A 15,713-nucleotide genomic window follows, 5' to 3' on the forward strand; every position below is an offset into this window, starting at 1 on the left:
GAGCCGGTTCCGCCGGACCGTCGCTGCTAACATGGCTGCCCCGGGGGCAGTGGTCAGGCACGGTACGGAAACGCAGGACGGGGCTTTCGGCCCCTTTCCGGGACCGGGGCGTGACAGGCACGCGCCGGACCCCGCAACTTCCTGCGAAATCAAAACCTTATCTCGCGTCGCGAGTGTATCAGATAACCCTTTGCGAATGACCGATTCAGCTTCCCCGGGACCCCGCGGTGGCGCCCGCACCGTGCGGGTGCCGGACGACCGCGATGGCCAGCGGCTCGACAACTTCCTGCTGGGCCAGCTGAAAGGCGCGCCGCGGTCGCTGGTCTACAAGCTGGTGCGCTCCGGCCAGGTCCGGGTGAACGGCGGGCGGGCGAAGGCCGACCGCAAGCTGGCGGGGGGCGACGAGGTGCGGATTCCGCCGGTCCGTCTCAGCGAGCCTGGCGACGCGGTGGCGCCGCCGAAGGGTTTTCTGGACGCGCTAGAGGCGGCCATCGTGTTCGAGGATGCCCGGCTGCTGGCGCTCAACAAGCCAGCGGGCGTGGCCAGCCACGGAGGCAGTGGCATCAGTTTCGGCGCGATCGAAACCCTGCGCGCACTGCGGCCGAACCAGTCGCTGGAGCTGGTCCACCGCCTGGACCGCGACACGTCGGGCCTGCTCCTGGTGGCGAAGAAGCGCTCGGCATTGACCGAACTGCAGGCGCTCATGCGAGAGGAGTCCGGCACCGGCGGCGCGATCCGCAAGCGCTACCTGGCGCTGCTGGCCGGGCGCATGCCCGATGGCGTCATGAGCGTGGATGCGCCGCTGCACATCGGCCTGCGCCAGGGCGGCGAGCGGCACGTGCAGGTGGTGGCTGCATCCAGCCCGGCGGGCAAGGCCTCGTTGAGTCACTTCAAGTTGCTGGAGCGAAGGGGTGGGCAGTCGTGGTGCGAAGTCCGCATCGAGACCGGCCGTACCCACCAGATCCGCGTGCACGCCCAGCACATCGGCCATCCCGTTGCCGGGGATGCCAAGTACGGCGACCCGGAAGCGAACCGCCGCCTGCGCGACCAGGTCGGGTTGAAGCGCATGTTCCTGCACGCCTCGACGCTGGAGTTCGCCCTGGACGACGGACGCGCGCCCTACGTACTCAATGCGCCGCTGGTGCCGGAACTGCTCGACGTGCTGGACCGGCTGCAGGGCTGAGCCTCAGAGCTCCCCGTCGCGACGTTCCTCGTCGAGCGCGAAGCAGCGGTCCGGCCGCAGGGTCGGCGGCTTGAAAGTGACCGGCACCTGCAGGTCGGAGGCGACCGGCTGGCCGTTGCGGGTTGCGGCGCGGAACTGCCACGCCTTGACACCTTCCTGCGCGGCCACGTCGAGTTCGGGCTGGCCACTGCTCTGCTTGACGCGGACGCTGGTAGGCCGGCCTTCCGGGCCCACCGTCACCGCCAGCACGGTTTGCCCCCCGATGTCGTCGCAGGCAAGGGCCTCGGGGTAGGCCGGTGGCGGGGTGTCCACCGCCATGAGCTCGGTGGGCGGCGCGGCGGGCGGGCCCTGCGGCTCGGGCGCACACGCCGTGAGCACGGTGGCGGCCATGGCGATGGAGATCAGTCGATGGTTCATGCGGCACTCCTGGCAACGCATCGGGTCAGTCGGCCAGGGCCGAGGCCCGGGCCGCGCAGATGAAGTCGTTTTCGCTGAGGCCGCCCACGTCATGGGTGGAATAGCGAACCACGCAGCGGTCGTAGTGAACCCCGAGGTCGGGATGGTGGTCCTCGCGGTGGGCGATGTAGGCCAGCGCGTTCACGAAGGCCATCGTCCGGTGGTAATCATCGAAGGTGAACGTACGGCTCAGCGCGTGGCCGCCTTCGCCGACTTCCCAACCGGGGACCTCCGGCAAGAGCTCGCGGATGCGGGCCTGCGTCAGGCGGTGTTCGATGCCGCGCCGCGGAACGCAGCGGGCCTGGGCGAGCGGGATCAGATCGGACATGGGGGCTACCTCGGTTGCGACGACGTGAACCGCCCGCATCGGGGCGGCTGGGCGCGGGCGCCGGGCCACGGAGCATGCCGCGGACCCCGTTAGAATAGCGGGATGATCCAGATTTCCGAATCCGCCCAGACCCACTTCCGCCGCCTGCTCGACCGCGAAGGGCTGCCCGGCCTCGGGGTGCGCCTGTCGGCGGTCCATCCCGGCACATCGCGCGCCGACGTGCGGCTTGCCTTCGCCGAACCGGCCGAGCTGGCGGGTGACGAGTGGGCGATCGATTGCGAAGGTTTCACCCTGTGGCTTGAATCGGACAGCGTGCAGTGGCTGGACGGCGCGGAGATCGACTACGAAACGCGTGACACCGGCGGCCAGTTGCAGATCCGCGCGCCGCGCATCAAGGGCCATGCCCCGGAAGCGGCGGCCTCGCTGGTGGAGCGCGTGCGCTGGGTGGTGGACAACGAGATCAACCCGCAGCTGGCGCAGCACCGGGGCCATGTCGCCGTGGAGGAAGTCACCGGCGATGGCGTGGTGAGGCTGCGCTTCGGTGGCGGGTGCCACGGCTGCGGGATGGCGGACGTGACGCTCAAGCAGGGCATCGAGAAGACGCTGCTGGAAAAGGTGCCGGGGGTGACGGCGGTGCGGGATGCCACCGACCACGAGACCGGCACCGCGCCCTACATCAGCCGCGACGGCGCGGCCTGACCGGGGCGGATGTATTCAACCGACGAACTGATCGAAGCGGTGCAGCGCAGGCTGCGCCTGGTGCAGCGTCGTGGCCCGCCGCCGGGCGAGTTCCCGTCCAGCTGGAACGCCTGGCTGGCCGAAGCCGCGCGGCGGCCCGGCCGGGTGGTTGGCGCGCCGGCCGCCGACCTGGTGCAGGTACTGGCCGCGCGGGCCCCGCTCATGCCACCCCGACGCCTGGCGGAGTTGACGCGGTGGCAGGCGTTCTCCTCGGTGTGGCGCCAGCACTGGGAAGCACCCGCACCCGATGAGCGCGGTACCCGGCTGGTGGCGACCGGCGGGTCGGCGGTCGTGCACCTGGTGCTGGCGGCCTTCATGCTCTGGCTGCTGCTGGCGCCACCGCACCCGGAACCGCCGCCGGCGGAGGGCGAGCTGGTCGTGCAGGTCGAGTTCGTGGGGGAGGGCACCCCTGCCGAGACCGGCGGACCCTCAGGCCCCGAATCGCCCTCGGCGACGGACGCGCCGCCGTCCGCCTCGGCTATGCCCGCCACCGCGTTGGCGCAGCCTGACGCTGCCGTGTCACCGGCGGATGCCAGTCCACCCGCCGAGCCGACCCCACCGAGGGCACCGCGCGTTGCCGAGGCCGCGGCCCCGCCGCTGCCACCGCTGGAAGTGCCGGTGCCGGAGGTCGAACGACGCGACATCCCTACGCCCACGCCCGCCGAACAGCCCATCGCCGTCAGCGAGGTCGTGGCGGTTACGCCCACGGTCGAGTTCGTTCTTCCGCCCACCCGCCGCAGCACGCAGCCGAGCGTCCAGGCACCCGACCTGTCCGCCGAGGCACCCGAAGTGGCGGTGCGCGAAATCCCGGTCCCGCTGCAGGCGCGGATGCCTGCGCCACCCGAGCTTCCGGTCGGCCAGCTGGCGTCCCCCGAGTTGCCGATGCGCACCCCCGAGGTCGGTCGCCGCGACATTCCCACGCCCCTGCGGGCGCGCGCCTTGCCACAGGTCGGCGTTGCCACCCCGGCCCCGCCCAGGCTGAAGGCGGACGCACCCGCCGTGACCGAGCGCAGCGTTCCCATGCCCGCCCAGGCTGCCGGGCCGGCCACGCCGGTTGCCGCAGGCAATGGTGTCGAGGGCCAGGAGGGCACGTCGCAGGCGTCGCCAGCGTCCTCGCAGGCAGCCCAATCGGGTGGGGCGGCCTCGGGTCGGCCCGCTGCACTCGCAGGGCAGGGCCCACGTCCGGATCCGGCCCCGGGCGCCTGGCCCTCTCCCAGGCGCGCGGACGACAGTGGCGGCTCGGACGTGGCTCGACCCGGTGGCCAAAGTGGCACGCCCGGCCAGCCCCCGGGACTGTATGACAGCGATGGCCGCGTCCGCCTCGCCGAGCCGCCCGGCTCGGCATCGCCCAACCGCCCGCCGGGTTCGGTGACCGAGGAAATCGCCAACCTCGACCGGGCGGGTACGTGGCTGCGCCGGCCCCCGACGGATTACGAGCCCACCACGTTCGACAAGTACTGGCGCCCCAGTGAGACCCTGCTGGAGGAATGGGTGCGCAAGGGCTACAAGGAAGTGGCGATCCCGATCCCGGGTACCAACAAGCGCATCGTCTGCGGCATTGCGTTCCTGGCGCTGGGCGGCGGCTGCGGCATCGTCGATCCGAACCTCAACGAGCAGCCCGCCACCGCGCGTCCGCCACCGGACATTCCGTTCAAGCCGCACCTGCAGGAAGGCGGCGCGGCAGGTCCGCCCGGGGCCTGAGCCTGCTGGCGTAAGCTATCGCCGCCGATCGGCCCGGATGGCGAAATCGGTAGACGCAGCGGACTTAAAATCCGCCACCCGCGAGGGTATGCCGGTTCGAGTCCGGCTCCGGGCACCAAAGTGCGGTTCGTCGAGGTCCGTGAGTTTCCGGACGCTACTCCGAAAGCCTTGATTAATAGGCATATAGCGGCGACGTTTGGCCGCTGACGGTCGCCATTGTCCGCCAGCAACCGGCCCTGCATGTGAGTAGGAAAGTGCGTAGGATGGGCGCTTACGAAGCGTTCATGCCCGCAGGTTTTCCCATGCTGAGTGACGCCAAGCTGCGCACCCTGAAGCCCAGAGAGAAGCTCTACCGCGTAGCGGATGCGGGTGGCCTTTGTGTGGAAGTGACACCGCAAGGGTCGAAGCTCTGGCGGCTCCGCTATCGGATCCACGGCCGACCCAAGATGATCTCACTGGGTGCCTATCCCGAAACAGGGCTCGCAGCCGCACGGGCTGCGCGGGATGCCGCAAAAGCGTTAGTGCGCGACCAGGTTGACCCGAGCGCCGTGCGGCGGGAGCGACGACTAGCAGCAGCAGAAGCAAGCCTCAACACGTTCGAGGCCGTCGCAAGCGAGTGGCTGGAGAAGCAACGGCACAGCATGGCGGCGGCGACCTATCGGAAGGCGCAGTGGATGCTGGGCTTGGCGCACTCCCATCTTGGCCGTCTACCGCTCAGGGAGATCACCCCTCAGAAGGCGCTTGCGTGCCTACGCTCAATCGAAGCAGTCGATCAGCGACACGAAACGGCTCACCGGGTGAAGGGCCGGATTAGCCAGGTGTTCCGCTACGCCATCGCCTGCGGTAAGGCCGATGCTGATCCAACGGCAAGCCTTAAGGGCGCTCTGTCCCCAGTGGTCAGCACGCCCCGAGCGGCGGTGACGGACCCCGCGCGGATTGGAGCGCTGCTCCGAGCAATTGATGGCTACAACGGCTCGCCCCTGACGCGGCTGGCCCTGCAGCTGGCGCCGATGGTGTTTGTGCGGCCCGGGGAGCTGCGAGGCGCGCGCTGGGAGGAGGTCGATCTAGAATCCGGAGAGTGGCGCATACCCGGCCCGCGCATGAAGATGCGAGAGGAGCACCTCGTACCGCTGTCAGAGCAGGCTGTGGCGGTGCTCAGGGAGCTGCACCAGCTCAGCGGCCATCGCACCTTGGTATTCCCCGGCATGGCCTCGCCAAGAAAACCCATGAGCGAGAACACCATCAATTCGGCGCTGCGCCGAATGGGCTTCGAAAAGGACGAGATGTCGGGCCACGGGTTTCGCGCGCTGGCCAGTACGCGGCTCAATGAGATGGGTTGGTCGCCAGACGTGATCGAGCGCCAGTTGGCCCACGTCGAACGGAACAAGGTGCGGGCGGCCTACAACCGCGCTCAGCACTTGGCCGAACGCCGGAAGATGATGCAGGCGTGGAGTGACTACCTGATGTCCCTGAAGGCGCCGGGAAGCACCGTCACACCGATCCGCTCTAGGTCTGCCTAGCGCTTTCGGCTGGAGGCCGGACTGACCCTTCTTGCCTTGTCCAAGGCCGCAGTCCTGATGAAGTCGGACGTGCTCTGATCGACCGCCTGCGCGCCGTCGTCCAGTGCCTTTCTCTCCCCCGTGGTCAGCCGTAGCTGAAGCACCTCCGAGCGGCGCTCGGAGTCGGGCAGTGGCGGTCGTCCCATAGTAGTTGCAATTGCAGAAAAGGTGGATTAGTGTAATTGCAGAAACGAGGTCCGGTCAATCCGCCACGTTTCCGGGCCAGCCAAGGGTTGGCTTCGACCACCGACAGGAGAATGACGATGGCTGATGGCAACGGGTACACGAAGCAGGCTGGGGTGCAGGAGCAAGGCGCAGATCCGACCCAGGTGCTGCATGACCGTCACTTCCTTGACATCACGTGGGACAGCTCGACCCTCCCCACGGGTGCCAAGAACCGGCTGAGAAAGATCGACCGCTGTAGCTGGGCGATGCGTGGGCTCTTCGACATGCTTCAGCGTGATGCGTACATGCGCAGCGACGCAGAGCAGCTTGAGCGGGAATACCACGGCCTCGCAGCCACTGACCGCGAGTCGATTCAGCTGGCTATGGGTGAGCTGCTCGATCGAGTCGACAAGCTCATGGGCGATCTGCGTGACGAGCGCTTCAAGTAATCACAGGGGGCCGGTCGCAAACGACGGCCCCTACTCGTAGGAGCGTCCAGATGAGCGCTGTCATCAAGTTACCGAAAGCGAAGAAGCGCGGCCCTAAGGTGTCCCGAGGGCCGCTGGCGGATGTAGTTCGGCTCCCGTTGCTACAGGGCGACGAGCTAACGGCCCTCTGGGTCTGGTTGCAAGCCAACCATAAGGACTGGGACCAACATGAAACCGTCGGGCACGACCCAGACTGGCGCGCCAAGCTCCCCATGGCCCGCGCCAAGGGCTACGCGATCAGCGGCGTCTGGCCGACGGACGCGACGATGAGGGCGCAGGTCGCAGAGTGGCAACATCAGATCGTCCAGCGAACACGCGCTAAAGAGCGACTTCATTTGATGGGCGCCGTTCGCCTAGATGCCCTCGAGGACGCATTCGAGTTCCTCTGCGAGCAGCTGTCGCTCGCTTCGCGGTAGGCTCGTCAGGAATCACGCGTGCCCTTCGGAGTAGCTCGAGAAGATCAAGATGAAGAAGTCAAGCGATCAACCCTCGTGGGATACCGTGCGCTTCCCGCCGGAACTCACGATGGAGCGCCTTTTGGAGGCAACGCAGGGGAAGGTGGTTGCGGCGACCTCGCTGGGGCAGGCGCGCTTGAGCGTAGTGGCCATCGCGGAGAAGGTTGCGGCAGGTGAGGCGTCGAATCCAATATCGACCGCCGGCAGCGAACTACATGCGAGGCTACAAGCGGAGCCTATCAGCGCGGAGCTAGAGTCGGCGTTGGTGAAGTTCGTCACCGCGATGAGTGATCGAATGCGGCGGCAGCAGAGCGTCATTGACCACCTAATGACCCTGATTCCAGAGGCCGTCACCTTTTCCCGTCACGAAGAGGCAAGGTCCCGCGGTTCTCAAAAGCACGTAAAGAATCCGGAAGCGGCAGCGAAGGCGGCCGCAAAACATGAGGCCAAGGCTTTTTGGCTTGAGCGCGAGCAGGGCCAGCATCCGAAGCTCAGGACGGAAGAGCAGTTCGCGATGGAGGTCATTCGCAGATGGCCAGTGCTAACCAGCATCGGCAACGTCAAGGCGTGGTCCACCGCTTGGCGAAAAGAGGCAAGGCGCGGAGATGGGAAATAACGAGTCTGATAGCAGCCTAGCTAACGTGCAGTCTGCCTAGACAACTCTCGCTGATAGGTCCTCAGTATTCGTTCCGAGCCCGCAGAACACGCGGGGATTCGGAGCGACAAGTTGAAGAACGAGAAGCAAGACCCTCCGGCCTTCCGTCCCCTGATGGACGCCTGCCGCGAGCACGGTATTAGCCGTACCGTTGCGTATGAACTGGTCAACAGCGGGCAACTAGAAACCTTCAAGATCGGCGCCCGACGCTACGTGGTCGTCGAAAGCCTGCGCAGCCTTCCAGATCGACTGAAAGCTCACAAAGCGGCCGGGGGCGACTACTGATGCCTGGCTTGATGCTGGGCGTTAGCGCCGAAGAGCTGCGTGTGCCTGATCTCGTGCTGCACTTTCCCAGTCGCCTTCTCGGCTGGCCGGCGAAAGGGGTCATCTACGGCCGTCAGGGTGCGCCGGTGGGCACGGTTTGCAGCGATGGCTACGTGCGGCTAGGCGCAGGCCAGTCCCTCAGCGGCGGCTCCTGTCTGTACGCGCACCGGATCATCTGGGAGTGCGTCCATGGTGCGATCCCGGCCGGCATGGAGATCGATCACCTCAACGGCCGCAAGACCGACAACCGCATCCGTAACCTGGAGCTTGTGACCAGGGGCGAGAACGTGCGTCGGGCCGTCGCCTCGGGCCTTGCTCCTGTAGGCGAGCAAAGGTCAGACGCGAAGCTCACAGAGGCGCATGTTCTGGCAATTCGCTGCGGCGACAAGCCGGTGAAGCAGTGGGCGAGGGAGCTGGAGGTCGATCCCCGCACGATCAGGTCGGCCCGAGATGGCACTACTTGGCGACACGTGCCGCTGCGTGGGCGCGTCAAATCCCGCCCTCGTTTAACAAATCGTCGGCCAACCGGCCCCGAAATAGGGCCGGTTACGCGACCTATTGAGCGAAGCGCGCCGGTAGAGTCGATCTCGCTCCTTCGGGACACACCGGCACGGGGCCGGACGGGAGCGGACGAGTCTGGAGAGGACTGATTGGTGCGCTAGCGGGTGAGGCCGCGACGCGCTGAGAAAAGCAATAAGCGTGGGTCTGGGACAGCGCCGATTGTGGTGAGGGCGAAAGCCTGGCGCAAGCCTCAAGACCCTTCAATCGAAGGGAAAAGTGATGAATCCGGAAGAAAAAAACCCGCAGCACGCGGGGCGGGAAAGTGTTGCCCAGATTCCGCAGCTGCACTCGATCAACGCCGTGTGTGGCGCCCTCAGCATGGGCCGTACTTGGCTCTATGAGGAGATCTCCGCAGGGCGCATCAAGGCGGTAAAGCTTGGGCGGCGAACGCTCATCTCAGATGCAGAGCTGCGGCGTGTAATCGCCGAGGCGGTGCAGTCGTGAGGCTCCGTGGATCGAGATGCCAGTGCACGGTCTGCGGACTCGGATTTGGCAGCGAGCGAGCATTTGACCGCCACCGGATCGGGGTGGTTGGCCAACCTGACCGCCGTTGCCTTTCGACTAGCGAGCTCGCTGCTGACGGATGGGCGCAGGACGCGCGCGATTTCTGGCTTACGCCTGATCCCAGGCGCGCCGGAGCCGGGGTAGATGCAACTCCACTAGCCCCACCCGCTACCCCAATGCCACCCGTACCCCAAGCACCCCGCGAAGGGGCGTCTCCGGCGCGCTCTAGAGGCATCGACGGAACCCAGATCGCTTCCAGTTGAGGCAACCGACGCCGGGGGGCGACGTGGACCACATCGACACCGCACAGGCGGCGCGGTTTCTCACCGCGCTGTCGAGCGACAACCTGCACACGTTCCAGACCTTCGAAGACTCCAAGCGGGGCGTGCGAGGGCTGAGCCGCATCCTTCATGGATCGCTGGAGCAGCGTGTCCGGACGCTTGAGGCTTTGAACCTCGAGGGCGCTGGGGTGTTCGTCATGGTCAACCGGGGCGATGGCTATGGCCGCAAGGCATCGAACGTAACTGGCATTCGTGCGCTCTTCGTGGATCTGGATGGTGCGTCGATTGAGCCAGTTCTGGCCGCCCCGATCCGCCCTCGCATCGTGGTGGAGTCTTCGCCCGGCAAGTGGCATGCCTACTGGCCCGTGGTGGACATTCCGACGGACCATTTCAGCGCGGCGCAGAAGGTACTGGCCGCCCGGTTCGGTGCCGACCCCAAGGTTCACGACAAGCCTCGCGTGATGCGGCTTCCTGGGTTCCTGCACCGCAAGGCCGCACCGTTCACTACGCGGTTGGTCGAGTGCGAGGGCGGTCCGCTCACGTGGGGCGAGTTGGCCGAAGCATTCGGTCTGCAAACCCGCTTTCGACTGCCCCATGTGATTCGAGAGGGCGGTAGGAATGCAGAGTTGTTCAAGCTGGCGGCACGCGCCAAGCGAACGGGTGTGCCCCAGTCCGCACAGCTAGCGAAGGCGCTCACAGTCAACGCCGAGCGATGCAAGCCGCCCTTGCACGATGCCGAGGTGCGCGCGGTTGTAGTTAGCGCATACCGGAGCGAGCTCTCGGGCGCGTTGTCGATTCCGCTGGAGCTGTTCGACGCCCCCGCTTTCAAGGCGCTGGATGACACTGCCCGGCTAGTCGTGGTGCTGGCCTACCGCCGAGCCGATGGCTTCAACGCCGGGTGCGTGACGTTGCCCCACTCGGAATTGGTCGAGTGGTTCCCACGCAAGAAGACGTTCTTAGCGGCCCGGGCACGCGCGGCCGCTTCCGGCCTGCTGACTGTGGCCAAGCCGGCGACAAAGGCAATGCCGCGGAAGGGGCGCGGTCCCAAGCCGACCTTCTACCAACTTGCAATAGGTCCGTTTTCCGCCACCTATTCAACCGCGCAAATAGGTCCGTTTTCCGCCACCCCTGAAGCTTTACAGGCTGTGGCTCCTGTAGCCCCTGATGTTGTGCTTGGGGTGGTCGGCGCTTTAGGCGCAGACGCCCGGGATTCCCGTTCTTACAGTCCTTCCGGAATCGGCAGTGTTTGCCATGACGGTGACCCGTGCTGAGCTCGGCAGTCGAAGCGGCTGCGCGCCATCTCACCCGCTGGTCGGGCTCAGGCATGTCCTGGCATGCGGATCTGGAATGGGTCCCGCCTGATGACGCCGAGAACGCCGTGGGCGACCGCCTCACGGTTGCATGGCGAGGGCGCTTGGAAGAGGGTGCGGCTCGTTCGATCGCAGGCTGCGCATCGGTTCGGCAGCAACGGCGCTGGGTGCGATCTGCCGGCGTCGCTGTGATGCCTTGCCACCGATCCGCCCAAGACGTGAGCGGCGCACTTGCGATGGCGCAGCTGGATGGCCCCCTAGAGGCCATCCTGCTGCTGTACGCCTGTGAAGACTTTTCCAAGTGGCCGGTAGTTGAGCGGCACGCCGTGGAATCGCTCCTGCATCCCTACGGAAAAGAAGCCGCTCAGGACGGGATGGCTCGCCTCATGTACCGGCGACCAGCGATGCCCTTAGACCAGCGCGCGAAATCACTTCGATGCCGCAAGGCTGACTACGGACGCGTCAGAGCAGCGGCGCAGGTGCTAATGGCGACTTGGCTAGACCGGGCTGCAGATGAGTTCCTAAGTCGGTTGCGATAGAGCGACCAGTCAGCGTGGTGGCCGATCAGGTGCCGGCCATTTCCTCCCGGATGAGCGTAATGATGCCCCCCGTTGCCTCTTTCAGATCCTCACATTCCTGATCCATGCGAGCAATCTGCTCCTCGTTCCCGGCTTCCTGTAGAGCCCGTATTCGTATTTTGCTCGACTCGATCGGCCCATCCACGAGCGGCGAGAAGGAGCCGTACGTTCTAGCAGGGGCGTCCGGGTTGTCTAGTCGAAAAGCCAAGGCCTCCAAGTAGAGCGCCGCCGACTTAGCTCCGTTTCGGTACCCCCGAATGTGGTCAGCGGCGGCTGGGCGACCTAGGGCCTGCGCGGCCTCCTCAAGCCAGCCGTAGTAACCCGCGCACATAGTCAGTTGATCCGCGAACTCGCGGCTCTCCTCCGAAGTGAAAGTCGATTCGTCTTGGGCCATGGCCCCCAACGGCCAGAACATTGAAACCGCTAGGGCAAACGCCGCATGGGCGAAGAATCCCGGTCGAACTCGCATGCAGCCCCCCGCTTTGCGTGAGTGGGCACTAATACCCCGGTGGGCACTCTCTCGCAACATGGGGACCGCTTTTCACCCCGCCGATGGCTTAAGGGATAGGGACACTCGCCCCCCAGCTAGGCGTCACCTCCTGAGCCGCGCCAGGTAAGCGCGGCAACCCTATTGAGTGGGCGCCAGGACGGTTGCCTTTCACGGACGAACTTAGGCCGACCGGCCGCAAGGAACGCACATGCCCAACTACATCGTGTCCGCGCCGGAGGGCCGGCAGTACCAAGTCAATGCCCCCGAGGGCGTATCGGAGCGGGACGTACTCGCTTACGCCCAAGCCAATGCGGGGGAGAGCTCTGCCTCGCCGGTCGCAGGGATGACCCGTCTCGAAAAGATCGCCGCCGCCTTACGCAAGGCGGACGCCGCGGGCAACGTTGAAGATGCTCGCCGGCTGGCTCAGGCCTACGTTGCGGAACGGGATCGAAATACGGTTCCACCCCTTCCCCCGGGGTTCGTCCTTGAAGACGAGCAGGCAGAACAGATCCCGCCACTGCCTCCTGGCTTCGTGATAGAGGGCGAGGAGGCCGGAGTCCCGATAGAGGTTGAGCTACCCGACGGCCAAGTTGTCGAGTTCCCGGCTGGAACGGACACGGCGACGATGGAACGCGCACTGCAGCAGTACACGCGAGAGAACGGACAAGCCGCCAGCGGTAGCAACGTAAAGCGTGTCGAGTTTCCCGAAGGGTCGATCAGGCGGATAGAGGTCCCGGAGGGCGCCACCGACGAGCAGATCCTAGCGTTCGCGCAGTCTCAGTATCGCCCCGACCGCTCGCAAATGAGCGTCGCAGATCGCTACGCGGCAGCCGGTGTCAACCCCAACCAGTACAGCGCCACGGACGGCCAGAGCTTCGGCCAGAACATGGCGGCAGGCTTCGGCAAGGCGTTCTCGGACAGTGGGCTGGGCTTCCAGCAGTTGGGTCTATCGGCTGCGGACTACTTCGCCCGCAGCAATCCCGCACTTGTGGGGCAGGGTGGCCGTGAGGCCATCGCACAGCGGATGCAGGCGACCCAGCAGGAGATCGACCAGCGCCGCGTCCGAGATGCCGATCTGATGAACACGAGCGGCGGCACACTGGGAGTAATCGCAGGACATGTGGGGCAGATGGCGGTGCCTGGCGGTGCTGTCGCACGCGCAGTAGGTACCAAGGGTGTTGGAGCCCTAGCGGGGAATGTCGCGATGGGTGCGGGCTTCTCAGCGACGCAGCCGGTCGCAACTGGGGAGAGTCGGGTACAGAACGCAGCGGTGGGCGGACTGGCTGGTGGCGCCGCTCACGGCGCTGTGGCTGGACTCTCTGCCTTGGGTCGTCGTGCCGCGAATGCTGTGGCGCCGGAAGTCCGCCAGTTGGCTGGCCGCGCCCAACAGATGGGCATTCCGCTGCACGCATCCCAGGTCTCTCAGTCGCTGCCGGTCAAGGTTGCTGCATCCGCTGGCAAGTATCTGCCCTTTAGCGGTTACCAGCGCGCGGCCCACCGCCAGCAGGAGGGTTTCAATCGCGCTGTCGGCCGCACGTTTGGCGCGGACGCTCCGAGGCTCTCCGACGACGTGATGACGAAGGCCCGCCGAGGGCTCAGCGGCCAGTTCGAGGAGATCTACAACCGCAACGCGGTGCCGCTGACTGAGCGTGCCGCCCGCAAGCTGCTATCTATCGAGACGGAGGCCTCCCGCCGGCTGACTAACGACCAGGCGCAGGTGTTGCGTAACCAGATGGACGACATCCTGTCCAACGCGGACGGCGGAGTGCTGTCGGGCCAGAAGTACCAGGCAGTCCGGACGAAGCTCAGGAAGGCTGAGGGTAACGACAAGCTGGGGCTCGCCGTGCGCGAGCTGCGAATGGCCCTCGATGACATTGCCAGTGAGTCAGTGGGCCCGCAGGACGCCGCGACGTTGAAGGCGCTTCGGTCGGGTTGGGCGAACATGCGCACCACCGAGAAGGCCCTCCAGCAAGTGGCCGGTGCGGGCGGAGACATTCGCCCTGCATCCTTGTGGCCGCTAGTGCGGAATGGCAGCACGCAAGAGATGCGTGAGCTTGCGAGGATGGGTCAGACGCTCCTAAAGGACCCCATTGCGGACAGCGGGACGGCGCAACGTAGCCTGATCTACAACCTGCTGATGGGCGGCGGCAGTCTTGCCAACCCTTCACTGGCACCGATGATCCTTCAGGCCGCTGCGGGAGGGGCGACGCTGGGCCGCGCGGCTAACAGCAACACGCTGGCGAAGCTCCTCACCCGGGAGAGCCGCGGGCGGCCCACCAGCCGCCTGGCGGAACTGATAGGTGGGCGCCTGCCGGCCTTGGCGGCAACAGCAGGCGCTCAGATCAACCAGGGCATGCAGGTTGATGTCTCGGGTGGACAACCAGGCGCGTGGACGCCGGAATCCGATGCGGAGCTGGAACGGTTGCGCAGGGAGATGGCAGAGCGGCGCAAGCAACGCGGATGGTCGCAGCCGACCACGCACTAAGTGCGCCGAACACGGACAAGGGGGAGAGGATGCCGCACGTATCGGTCAGGGATAGGTTTGAGACAGTTGATGAGCTTTACGACGCGCTACAGGGGGTTTTCGTCCGCCAGGAGCGGTGCTTGGCCATCCAATTGTGTGTGGCGTTCGCTCTGTTGGTCTGTTCGCTGACGCTGACGGGTGCATTGTCCAAGACGGCGTTGTGTCTGGCCATCTTATGCGGCCTCAGCTGGGTCTGGACTCTGGTGGACCTTGTGGGTCTGAACTGGTTTATGCACCGCATCACACTGCACGAGCTCATCACGCCGGGCGCGTGCGAGCTGCGGGAAGTAGCCGACGCTCTGGACCGGATTGCTTCTGAGCGCAATTAAATAGCGGCCAAATATTGGCTCGGCACGCTCACAGTCACTCTGGACGGAAGCGAGCCGGCCCCCAAAGTAGAGAGATGTAGAGGCCAAAGTGCCGGCAAGTGCCGGGAGACAAGGAGGTTCCATGGCGCACCCGAACGCCAACGAGACACAGCGGCGAAGGCGGGCTGGGAGGGTCCGGATTGACTACATGCCGGCCGAGGATACCTTGGCGCTAGTCAAGGGGAGGATGGGTCCCAGGTACCCGCTCAACATCCACTCCGGCGCGTTGGACGCGATCATCCGGGAGTGGGCATTCCTGAAGGGCTTGGGGCCAGACCCGGCCGCCGTAGAGGGTCCTAAGCGGACGCCACGCCCGGAATTAAGTGACCCCAATGCGCGCGCGAATGACTTTGGGAGCCTGGTGGCGGCTCGAGTTGTCTGCGGGGCTAAGCGGCGAAGAGACGGACAGCCTTGTGAGGCTCACAGCGTGCCAGGGAAGAGACGATGCAAGTGGCACGGTGGGTGCAGCACTGGCCCGCGAACCGCGGAAGGTAAGGCGCGGGTGACATCGAACCTAAGCGCTCAGATATCCAGCAATTCAACGGGTTGCGCAGCTTAGAGCAAGAGCTCAAAAGGTAGGTGACCGGCTCGACCTCCTCGCGCTAGACTCCAGACAGCACGGCTATTGGGGGCGAACGCTGGGGCAAAAGCCGCCCAGTCTTCACAGAAGGCCGTCCGTCAGGGAGATGTACGTCAACTAACCATGATGGTTGATTTTCATACATGACCGGCCCAAGATACGCCCTTGACCGCATTGTTGCGGCAGCAAGAGCTGGGCGAGTTGTCTTTGCTGGACGCCGATTACAAATCGATATGGCGGTGTTGGGGTATGGCTTGGACGATGTCCATGAATGCTTGGCCTCTCTGCTCCCTGAGGACTACCGAGGGCCTTTTGAGGCCGACGACGGCACGGTCTTCGATGTCTATCACCCCCGCTTTCAGGGCCCTCAGGGCCACCTCGACGAACTTTACGTGAAGCTTTTTGAGCGATCTGAGGCGACGTTGCCTCAGGTCGTGCTTGCGTCATTTCATTTGCAGAGAAAGG

Annotated in this window: 18 protein-coding genes and 1 tRNA gene; 15 read left to right on the top strand and 4 right to left on the bottom strand. The window is 65.6% G+C overall.

Annotated features, from left to right (window positions below):
• The first annotated feature begins 196 nt into the window (after positions 1-196).
• Positions 197-1,183: an RluA family pseudouridine synthase gene (locus tag ACJQWL_RS01185; protein WP_330967939.1), complete on the top strand. Its 987-nt coding sequence runs from the start codon at positions 197-199 to the stop codon at positions 1,181-1,183.
• Positions 1,184-1,186: 3 nt separating this feature from the next.
• Here the strand turns inward: ACJQWL_RS01185 and ACJQWL_RS01190 are convergent, their stop codons facing one another.
• Together ACJQWL_RS01190 and ACJQWL_RS01195 are read right to left on the bottom strand one after the other, a co-directional pair.
• Positions 1,187-1,600, bottom strand: a complete 414-nt coding sequence (locus ACJQWL_RS01190; protein ID WP_411300670.1) for an energy transducer TonB — start codon at positions 1,598-1,600, stop codon at positions 1,187-1,189.
• Between the two features lie 25 nt (positions 1,601-1,625).
• The gene (locus ACJQWL_RS01195) at positions 1,626-1,967 is read right to left on the bottom strand and encodes a 4a-hydroxytetrahydrobiopterin dehydratase (RefSeq protein ID WP_330967938.1); all 342 of its coding nucleotides are present in this window, start codon (positions 1,965-1,967) and stop codon (positions 1,626-1,628) included.
• Between the two features lie 102 nt (positions 1,968-2,069).
• Here ACJQWL_RS01195 and ACJQWL_RS01200 point away from each other — a divergent pair, with 102 nt between their 5' ends.
• The 4 genes from ACJQWL_RS01200 to ACJQWL_RS01215 all read left to right on the top strand — a co-directional run bounded on the left by ACJQWL_RS01200 (position 2,070) and on the right by ACJQWL_RS01215 (position 5,926).
• Positions 2,070-2,666 (top strand): NfuA family Fe-S biogenesis protein, encoded by a 597-nt coding sequence (locus tag ACJQWL_RS01200; RefSeq protein WP_330967937.1) that lies wholly within the window; start codon positions 2,070-2,072, stop codon positions 2,664-2,666.
• Between the two features lie 9 nt (positions 2,667-2,675).
• Positions 2,676-4,406, top strand: coding sequence for a hypothetical protein (locus tag ACJQWL_RS01205; RefSeq protein ID WP_330967936.1), 1,731 nt, complete (start codon positions 2,676-2,678; stop codon positions 4,404-4,406).
• 31 nt (positions 4,407-4,437) lie between these two features.
• A tRNA-Leu gene (locus ACJQWL_RS01210) sits at positions 4,438-4,524 on the top strand.
• A 145-nt stretch (positions 4,525-4,669) separates the two neighbouring features.
• Entirely contained in the window at positions 4,670-5,926 is a 1,257-nt protein-coding gene (locus ACJQWL_RS01215; protein ID WP_330967935.1) for a tyrosine-type recombinase/integrase, read from the top strand.
• Here ACJQWL_RS01215 and ACJQWL_RS01220 read toward each other — a convergent pair.
• Positions 5,923-6,111 carry a plasmid mobilization protein gene (locus ACJQWL_RS01220; protein WP_411300671.1) on the bottom strand — a complete coding sequence of 63 codons (189 nt, stop codon included), beginning with the start codon at positions 6,109-6,111 and terminating at the stop codon, positions 5,923-5,925. The two genes, ACJQWL_RS01215 and ACJQWL_RS01220, sit on opposite strands and share 4 nt — an antisense overlap.
• Before the next feature lie 117 nt (positions 6,112-6,228).
• On the opposite strand from ACJQWL_RS01220, the gene ACJQWL_RS01225 reads away from it, so the two are divergent.
• From ACJQWL_RS01225 to ACJQWL_RS01255, 7 genes are all read left to right on the top strand, one after another.
• A complete protein-coding gene (locus tag ACJQWL_RS01225) occupies positions 6,229-6,579 on the top strand; it encodes a hypothetical protein (RefSeq protein ID WP_330967934.1) in 351 nt (116 codons plus the stop codon).
• A gap of 50 nt (positions 6,580-6,629) precedes the next feature.
• Entirely contained in the window at positions 6,630-7,034 is a 405-nt protein-coding gene (locus ACJQWL_RS01230) for a hypothetical protein (RefSeq protein WP_330967933.1), read from the top strand.
• Between the two features lie 49 nt (positions 7,035-7,083).
• Positions 7,084-7,689, top strand: coding sequence for a hypothetical protein (locus ACJQWL_RS01235; protein WP_330967932.1), 606 nt, complete (start codon positions 7,084-7,086; stop codon positions 7,687-7,689).
• A 111-nt stretch (positions 7,690-7,800) separates the two neighbouring features.
• A complete protein-coding gene (locus ACJQWL_RS01240; RefSeq protein WP_330967931.1) occupies positions 7,801-8,013 on the top strand; it encodes a helix-turn-helix domain-containing protein in 213 nt (70 codons plus the stop codon).
• An 11-nt stretch (positions 8,014-8,024) separates the two neighbouring features.
• Positions 8,025-8,702 (top strand): HNH endonuclease signature motif containing protein, encoded by a 678-nt coding sequence (locus ACJQWL_RS01245; protein ID WP_411300714.1) that lies wholly within the window; start codon positions 8,025-8,027, stop codon positions 8,700-8,702.
• 130 nt (positions 8,703-8,832) lie between these two features.
• A complete protein-coding gene (locus tag ACJQWL_RS01250; protein ID WP_330967930.1) occupies positions 8,833-9,057 on the top strand; it encodes a helix-turn-helix domain-containing protein in 225 nt (74 codons plus the stop codon).
• Positions 9,058-9,403: 346 nt separating this feature from the next.
• Positions 9,404-10,669, top strand: a complete 1,266-nt coding sequence (locus ACJQWL_RS01255) for a DNA-primase RepB domain-containing protein (RefSeq protein WP_330967929.1) — start codon at positions 9,404-9,406, stop codon at positions 10,667-10,669.
• A 603-nt stretch (positions 10,670-11,272) separates the two neighbouring features.
• Here the strand turns inward: ACJQWL_RS01255 and ACJQWL_RS01260 are convergent.
• The gene (locus ACJQWL_RS01260) at positions 11,273-11,680 is read right to left on the bottom strand and encodes a hypothetical protein (RefSeq protein ID WP_330967928.1); all 408 of its coding nucleotides are present in this window, start codon (positions 11,678-11,680) and stop codon (positions 11,273-11,275) included.
• Between the two features lie 304 nt (positions 11,681-11,984).
• Between ACJQWL_RS01260 and ACJQWL_RS01265 the strand changes: the two genes are divergently transcribed.
• The 3 genes from ACJQWL_RS01265 (at position 11,985) to ACJQWL_RS01275 (ending at position 15,227) form a co-directional block, all read left to right on the top strand.
• Positions 11,985-14,261 (top strand): hypothetical protein, encoded by a 2,277-nt coding sequence (locus ACJQWL_RS01265; protein ID WP_330967927.1) that lies wholly within the window; start codon positions 11,985-11,987, stop codon positions 14,259-14,261.
• A gap of 119 nt (positions 14,262-14,380) precedes the next feature.
• Positions 14,381-14,629, top strand: a complete 249-nt coding sequence (locus tag ACJQWL_RS01270; protein ID WP_330967926.1) for a hypothetical protein — start codon at positions 14,381-14,383, stop codon at positions 14,627-14,629.
• A gap of 226 nt (positions 14,630-14,855) precedes the next feature.
• Positions 14,856-15,227 (top strand): HGGxSTG domain-containing protein, encoded by a 372-nt coding sequence (locus ACJQWL_RS01275; RefSeq protein ID WP_411300715.1) that lies wholly within the window; start codon positions 14,856-14,858, stop codon positions 15,225-15,227.
• Positions 15,228-15,713 lie beyond the last annotated feature (486 nt).

The organism is Novilysobacter viscosus (assembly GCF_046600715.1).
Classification (GTDB): domain Bacteria; phylum Pseudomonadota; class Gammaproteobacteria; order Xanthomonadales; family Xanthomonadaceae; genus Lysobacter_C; species Lysobacter_C viscosus.

Excerpts from the sequence above, each read along its gene's own strand:
- ACJQWL_RS01235 (WP_330967932.1), top strand. The coding sequence starts at position 7,084 with ATGAAGAAGTCAAGCGATCAACCCTCGTGGGATACCGTGCGCTTCCCG.
- ACJQWL_RS01200 (WP_330967937.1), top strand. The coding sequence starts at position 2,070 with ATGATCCAGATTTCCGAATCCGCCCAGACCCACTTCCGCCGCCTGCTC.
- ACJQWL_RS01250 (WP_330967930.1), top strand. The coding sequence starts at position 8,833 with ATGAATCCGGAAGAAAAAAACCCGCAGCACGCGGGGCGGGAAAGTGTT.
- ACJQWL_RS01245 (WP_411300714.1), top strand. The coding sequence starts at position 8,025 with ATGCTGGGCGTTAGCGCCGAAGAGCTGCGTGTGCCTGATCTCGTGCTG.
- ACJQWL_RS01220 (WP_411300671.1), bottom strand. The coding sequence starts at position 6,111 with ATGGGACGACCGCCACTGCCCGACTCCGAGCGCCGCTCGGAGGTGCTT.
- ACJQWL_RS01195 (WP_330967938.1), bottom strand. The coding sequence starts at position 1,967 with ATGTCCGATCTGATCCCGCTCGCCCAGGCCCGCTGCGTTCCGCGGCGC.
- ACJQWL_RS01190 (WP_411300670.1), bottom strand. The coding sequence starts at position 1,600 with ATGAACCATCGACTGATCTCCATCGCCATGGCCGCCACCGTGCTCACG.
- ACJQWL_RS01205 (WP_330967936.1), top strand. The coding sequence starts at position 2,676 with ATGTATTCAACCGACGAACTGATCGAAGCGGTGCAGCGCAGGCTGCGC.
- ACJQWL_RS01275 (WP_411300715.1), top strand. The coding sequence starts at position 14,856 with ATGGGTCCCAGGTACCCGCTCAACATCCACTCCGGCGCGTTGGACGCG.
- ACJQWL_RS01260 (WP_330967928.1), bottom strand. The coding sequence starts at position 11,680 with ATGGCCCAAGACGAATCGACTTTCACTTCGGAGGAGAGCCGCGAGTTC.
- ACJQWL_RS01185 (WP_330967939.1), top strand. The coding sequence starts at position 197 with ATGACCGATTCAGCTTCCCCGGGACCCCGCGGTGGCGCCCGCACCGTG.
- ACJQWL_RS01225 (WP_330967934.1), top strand. The coding sequence starts at position 6,229 with ATGGCTGATGGCAACGGGTACACGAAGCAGGCTGGGGTGCAGGAGCAA.
- ACJQWL_RS01230 (WP_330967933.1), top strand. The coding sequence starts at position 6,630 with ATGAGCGCTGTCATCAAGTTACCGAAAGCGAAGAAGCGCGGCCCTAAG.
- ACJQWL_RS01215 (WP_330967935.1), top strand. The coding sequence starts at position 4,670 with ATGGGCGCTTACGAAGCGTTCATGCCCGCAGGTTTTCCCATGCTGAGT.
- ACJQWL_RS01265 (WP_330967927.1), top strand. The coding sequence starts at position 11,985 with ATGCCCAACTACATCGTGTCCGCGCCGGAGGGCCGGCAGTACCAAGTC.